Genomic DNA, 5,717 nt, shown 5'->3' on the forward strand with positions numbered 1-5,717 from the left:
CTCCGGTATTTGGGATAGGTCGTAATTGAAAGTGGATTTTAACCTTCAAAGAGGGGAAGTGGAAGCGGATGCGGGATGCGGGGTGCGGGATGCGGGATGCGGGATGCGGGATGCGGGATGCGGGATGCGGGATGCGGGATGCGGGATGCGATTTATTTTGTTTTTCTAGGAGCACATTCTGTCAACGCTGTTTAAGCTGAGTTTGTTTCACTATTCTTTCAGTACACAATTCTCGATTTCTAAAGTGAAGCGTTCCCGACTCTCGAAGCGCAACGTCCTGTAGGACAAAGTCCGCTCTCGATTTACGAAAACAAAAAAGCGCCAGTCTCTCGACCAGCGCTTTTTAATTTTATTTAGTAACTTCAGCATTCTTACATTGTGTAAGTGTATGGCGCTTGGATGCCTAGAGGAATATTTAGCATCCAGTAAGCCACTAGGAAGATAGACCAGCCGATTAGCATTGCAATCGAGAATGGCATCATTAGCGATGCTAGTGTGCCGATACCCGTCGACTTCACGTAACGTTGACAGTAAACCACCACTAGTGGGAAGAATACCATTAGAGGTGAAATGATGTTCGATACAGAGTCACCGACACGGTAAGCCGCCTGAGATAGCTCAGGAGAGATACCCACAGCCATTAGCATAGGCACTAGGATAGGACCGATCAGTGCCCATTTCGCTGATGCTGAACCGATTAGAAGGTTTACAGAAGCTGTTAGAAGAACCATACCGATGATAGTAGCTTCACCGGGTAGGTTCATTGCTTTCAGACCTTCCGCACCGTATAGCGCTAGCATCGTACCGATGTTTGATTGCGCGAATGCAGATAGGAACTGTGCACAGAAGAACATCATTACGATGTATGCGCCCATTGTAGACATAGTATCCGCCATCGCTTTAATGACGTCGTTACTTGTCTTGAACGTGCCAGAAACGCGACCGTAAACGTAACCCGGAATGATAAACAGGATGAAAATCAACGGAACGATAGACTTCATGATTGGCGCAGAGAACGCTGTGATCTCACCCTCAGGTGAGCGCAGTGCAGAGTTTTCAGGAATAAGCGCCAAAACAAGAAGAGCGATACCCGCCATCATTGCCCAACCAGCGTAACGGAACGCTTTAGACTCAAGCTCTGTGAAAGAACCTAGATCTGGTGCTTTCTCTGCGTCTTCGTCGATTGGAGTGTTCTTCAGGCGTGGTTCGATGATTTTCTCAGTTACGTACCAACCGATAGCAACAATGATTACTGAAGATAGACCAGTAAAGAAGATGTTTGCTAATGGGTTAACCACGTACTCAGGATCTAGAACCTGTGCAGCTGTTTGTGTGAAACCAGCCAATAGAGGGTCAATACCTGAAGGAATAAAGTTAGCAGAGAAACCACCTGACACACCTGCAAACGATGCTGCGATACCCGCTAGAGGGTGACGACCAGCTGCGTGGAAGATGATGCCACCAAGAGGAATAACCAGAACGTAGCCCGCATCCGCCGCTGTGTGAGATACGATTGCTACAAGGATTAGCATTGGAGTAAGAAGTTTCGCTGGCGTGAATTTCAGCATCTTCTTAAGACCAGTCGTGATGAAGCCAGAAGAATCGGCAACACCTACACCCAACATCGCTACTAGAACGATGCCAAGTGGCGCAAAGCTCGTGAACGTTGTCACCATATTAGCAAGGAAGCTTGCCAGTGCTTCACCTGTTAGAAGGTTAGTAATAGTAAGAGCTTCGCCAGTTCGAGGGTTTAGGAGGTCGAAAGAAACATTCGACAAAAGTGCAGACGCAGCCCAAGTAATGATTAGTGCCCAGAAGAACAGAATCGCTGGATCGGGAATTTTATTACCTACTCGCTCGATAAAGTTCAGAAAGCGATCCATCCCGCTCGGCTTCGGTGACGGTGCCTTATTTACTGCTTGGTTACTCATGGTAACTCCATATGAATGATGTTGGTTCCATAGCCTATTTTCAGTGGAGCATTCTATTAAATAGATATTAAGAAAGCACAAGATTCTACGCTTTTTTCCATATTTGGAGACATATTTTGCAAAAATCCATATCAATTAAACATAAAAAAAACAGTAGTACACCATTGCATTAACAGTTGCAAAACCACTTATTAACCACCTAACCAAGCATAAAGGTTGTAGATACTTACGACAAAAGCAATTGCAAAAGGAATATAAAACACGTTAGTTTTCAAACTCACTGTAACGCGAAATCATTGTTTTTAGCTCAATCGATTGCGTTTCCCCCATCCTATCTTTCCAGCTAGAAGTTATCGTGATGGCCTTGAGAGATCCGGAGATCGTTGCTGCAGGCACTTCCCACTCAACGATATAAGATCCAGTAGCAGAAGATCCTGTTGCAATAGCAGCGAAACTGGCCGGTGTCATAGTATACATTGCCTCAGAAGCACCTCGAGTGCGGAACAACTCAAGTTGATTTTCGGCCAGTCGCAGTGCCTCGATACTTTGAATCGCGTAATCCGATTCACGTTCCATGTAGATTTGTAGCTTAGTTAAACCAAGTGCGCCAATACCAAGCAGCAGAAACGAAATCAGCACCTCGATTAAGCTAAAGCCTTTTTGTTTAGAGATCATTCCAAGAACCCTTTTTCCATTTAATTTTCTTGTGATCATTGGGTACGGATGTGGAATCAAATTCCAAGTTAACTGCGGCACCAAAAACACCCAACCCACCAGGGGTGTCGAAAACATACCCACCTACAGGCTTGAAAGCGCCACGGGAAAAAAAAGTAAGTTTTTTTATTTCGTCTGTCGAGAGTCCTCCTATAAATGGAGTGACTGAGACATCTGATGTCCATCTTGCGGTCATGTCACTGACTGTAGAAGTAAACAATTGGTAAACAGTTCCGGGAAAAGAGTCAGCACCATTAACCGACAATAAGCCATTCTCGATAACAAGAAGCTTAGGGCTAGCATTAAGGTTGATTCCGATACCGGTTTCTAGGTCACAATCACCAACCACCCACACTTTATCGCTCACAGAAAACGCACTGATTATCCTATCAACACAAGATTGAACTGTTGACGAGCTACTTGCCACACTCCCATCAATCACCACGAATCCATTTTTTATTTGAGTTAATTGGGAGCGAGGGTAACCAAAAAACGCTTCAAAAGGGTCAAGGTTTGGGTCATGAATAAAATCATGCTCAAACATCTTTTCGTCGCCAATATAATCTTGATTGTTACCAATGACTTTCACTTTGTAGTCGTTTATGCCAGCAGAATCATCACAGTTAGAGTCACCAGAAACGCATAACCCTGAGCGCGCAGTATTCGTCATATGAGATGAACTACACGTTTTTCCAGAAGGGTGTGTAGTAACAAAAGCGCCCTCCATTGCTACTGAAGTCATAAATCGAACAGATACACAAGTGTCTGGCTCGACAAATTCCGGCGTAAAAAGATAGGACCCCATTAACTTCAAATCAGAGCGAGCCTGTATAGCACCAGTGGGTCTGCCAATTACTTCAATACTCTTGAAGGTCTCAACTCGGTTGTTTACGCTCGAAGATAGCTCGTAGAGTTTCGGGTCGACCAAAGATTGAGTTGCAGTAACGGTACTTTGCAAACAACTAGAGTAGTCTTGCGTATTTGGTGTGACCGACATATCCGCTTTATTTATCGCGTAGCCACACTCCAATCCCCCCTCAGCACGCCAGTGCTCCTGCCGCGCTTCAATTTGGTTATTGGCACGTTTGATCTGATAAAAAAGAGACTTGTAGCTACCAAGCGACATCATTAACGCTGCGACAAGTAATAAGCTGACAACCAGTAACGCTGCCGCACCTTGTTGTTTATTCATTATTGCCAGTTCCTTTGTTTCACAGTAAAGGACTGCTCCGTACGAATATTCGTCGCATCTTTCAATTCAGTCCCCAAGGTAACGGTTATTAGAGCACTCTTGGCGTCGGTGTTTTCTAGTACCTCACTCACAAGGTCAAACCGATTAACGTGGATCGCCTTTTTGTCGAAGAGTGTGTTACACATCCCTGTACCAGAGAGGTTGGCCACATCATTGATATCCCATATAGTGGCTTGCTTCTTTTCACACGCAAAGAGCGATTCAGGTGTGCCATCCCGTTGCTCATACACCACGTTTTTATACAAAGACGTAGCTCCAGAAACCCCAACGTTATAAACGTATGCAATAAGCCCAGAGTCAGTGCCACTAATGGTATAAAGTGTGTTAGTTGCACCGGATATTTTGACCGAATTTCCATCGCCACCATCAAATCCTGCGCGCTGAATATCGCTCTTCATCATCTGCAGAACACTGGCTGTGTTTTGCAATAACATCAGCTCTTTAGAGCGCTCCATCGCCACCTTTTGGCCACTGACATAAAGCGAACCGACAATAGCGAGAGAGATCAGCCCTAAAGAAGAAGCAATCATGAACTCAACGAGGCTGGCACCTTTTTGGTTAAACATATTCATCCCTTAAGAGCAGGTTGAGTACCCAAAGAACTCGGTATTGTTGTTATCACTACATACACGAACGCGAGCAGAAAGAGTGTGAGAGATGAGTTTGAGTGCTTTTGTAGATTCTCCTACCGGATAAAATTTGATATTACCGGCGGAAGGGCGACCATGAACGTCATCGAAGCTGATTTGAGTCGATGAATAACTTGGCGTAACCACAATTCCGTTGTAAGCCTCTCCCGAAAATGACAACAAAACCGTACCTGCTCCTTCGGCTCCGTTATCAGTAAGTTCTATTCGCCAATTGCCATCACTTGATGAAGCCCCAGACATAATAATGTGGGCCCAGAGTCTTTCTCTGCGTAAAACCGCTTCCGACTTACCTTGAAGAACAAAACCGTGTAGCTCATCAGCTAAGCGCTGCATTTTTTTGGTTTCAAAAACATTTTGGAAAGATGGTGCTGCCGCTGCCAGTAAAACACTCATTACAGCGATGGTGATCAGAAGCTCCAATAACGTAAACCCGCGAGGCATTTCCCAAATTCCTATGCAAACGGCAAAAGGGCCGTAATTCATCTTGCGCTGATGCTATCACCTAAGAAAAATAGGCGGAAAAGTGAAAAGGGAACTACTCGTCATGATTCGAATTCCTGGTTGTAACGGATACAACAAACGATTTAGAGGGATGACACTGATCGAATTACTGATAGCCGTTGTGATCGTCGGTATCATTGCCGCTATCGCCTATCCGTCTTATAGCAACCACAGTATCACTGCCCATCGCACCGTTGCGATTAGTGATATTGCTCGTCTTCAATTGGAACTCGAAACGTCTTATGACGGGGGCTACGACTGGGGTGGATTGGTATCTGGTGGGCATTGTACGATCTGCGATTCAGACTCAGACCGCTTTTCATTTAATATCGTCAGTTCAGCGACTTTAGCGTACAGAATTGAAGCGACAGCCAAGTCTGATTTAGGGCAAAACAACGACAGTTGCTTCACTGGCCAAGACAAAAAAATAACACTCACTTCAACCAACATTGAATCGCCAAGCGATTGTTGGAACTAGAGCACAGAAGTGGCCCCCAATTTTCGGACATGACTTTAAGTGATTGATCTGTTTGTATAGTACCTAAAAATACTGGAACAGATTATGACTAGAAAACGTAGAAACCACTCACCCGAATTTAAAGCTAAGGTGGCGCTTGATGCTGCTAGAGGTGATAAAACTGTCGCTGAGTTAGCTCAGAAATACAATCT

Annotated in this window: 7 protein-coding genes; 2 read left to right on the forward strand and 5 right to left on the reverse strand. The window is 44.8% G+C overall.

What is annotated here, in order from left to right:
• Positions 1-371: 371 nt before the first annotated feature.
• The 5 genes from KIV40_RS26035 to KIV40_RS26055 all read right to left on the reverse strand — a co-directional run bounded on the left by KIV40_RS26035 (position 372) and on the right by KIV40_RS26055 (position 4,988).
• Positions 372-1,931, reverse strand: coding sequence for an AbgT family transporter (locus tag KIV40_RS26035; RefSeq protein WP_285352087.1), 1,560 nt, complete (start codon positions 1,929-1,931; stop codon positions 372-374).
• A 264-nt stretch (positions 1,932-2,195) separates the two neighbouring features.
• Positions 2,196-2,606 (reverse strand): prepilin-type N-terminal cleavage/methylation domain-containing protein, encoded by a 411-nt coding sequence (locus KIV40_RS26040; RefSeq protein WP_285352088.1) that lies wholly within the window; start codon positions 2,604-2,606, stop codon positions 2,196-2,198.
• Positions 2,596-3,837 (reverse strand): hypothetical protein, encoded by a 1,242-nt coding sequence (locus KIV40_RS26045; protein ID WP_012127141.1) that lies wholly within the window; start codon positions 3,835-3,837, stop codon positions 2,596-2,598. The genes KIV40_RS26040 and KIV40_RS26045 overlap by 11 nt, the downstream gene beginning before the upstream one ends.
• Entirely contained in the window at positions 3,837-4,463 is a 627-nt protein-coding gene (locus KIV40_RS26050; protein WP_021017882.1) for a PilW family protein, read from the reverse strand. Before KIV40_RS26050 ends, KIV40_RS26045 begins: the two co-directional genes overlap by 1 nt.
• 9 nt (positions 4,464-4,472) lie before the next feature.
• Positions 4,473-4,988 carry a GspH/FimT family pseudopilin gene (locus KIV40_RS26055; protein ID WP_285352093.1) on the reverse strand — a complete coding sequence of 172 codons (516 nt, stop codon included), beginning with the start codon at positions 4,986-4,988 and terminating at the stop codon, positions 4,473-4,475.
• Positions 4,989-5,091: 103 nt separating this feature from the next.
• Here KIV40_RS26055 and KIV40_RS26060 point away from each other — a divergent pair, with 103 nt between their 5' ends.
• Positions 5,092-5,526 carry a prepilin-type N-terminal cleavage/methylation domain-containing protein gene (locus KIV40_RS26060; protein WP_285352091.1) on the forward strand — a complete coding sequence of 145 codons (435 nt, stop codon included), beginning with the start codon at positions 5,092-5,094 and terminating at the stop codon, positions 5,524-5,526.
• Positions 5,527-5,610: 84 nt separating this feature from the next.
• Positions 5,611-5,717, forward strand: a 107-nt coding sequence (locus KIV40_RS26065; protein ID WP_285347973.1) for a transposase, incomplete at its 3' end; no start/stop codon positions are given.

The organism is Vibrio sp. D173a (genome assembly GCF_030248475.1).

Bases quoted from the DNA above. Each gene is read 5' to 3' on its own strand.
- KIV40_RS26035 (WP_285352087.1), bottom strand. From the start codon at position 1,931: ATGAGTAACCAAGCAGTAAATAAGGCACCGTCACCGAAGCCGAGCGGG.
- KIV40_RS26040 (WP_285352088.1), bottom strand. From the start codon at position 2,606: ATGATCTCTAAACAAAAAGGCTTTAGCTTAATCGAGGTGCTGATTTCG.
- KIV40_RS26045 (WP_012127141.1), bottom strand. From the start codon at position 3,837: ATGAATAAACAACAAGGTGCGGCAGCGTTACTGGTTGTCAGCTTATTA.
- KIV40_RS26050 (WP_021017882.1), bottom strand. From the start codon at position 4,463: ATGTTTAACCAAAAAGGTGCCAGCCTCGTTGAGTTCATGATTGCTTCT.
- KIV40_RS26055 (WP_285352093.1), bottom strand. From the start codon at position 4,988: ATGCCTCGCGGGTTTACGTTATTGGAGCTTCTGATCACCATCGCTGTA.
- KIV40_RS26060 (WP_285352091.1), top strand. From the start codon at position 5,092: ATGATTCGAATTCCTGGTTGTAACGGATACAACAAACGATTTAGAGGG.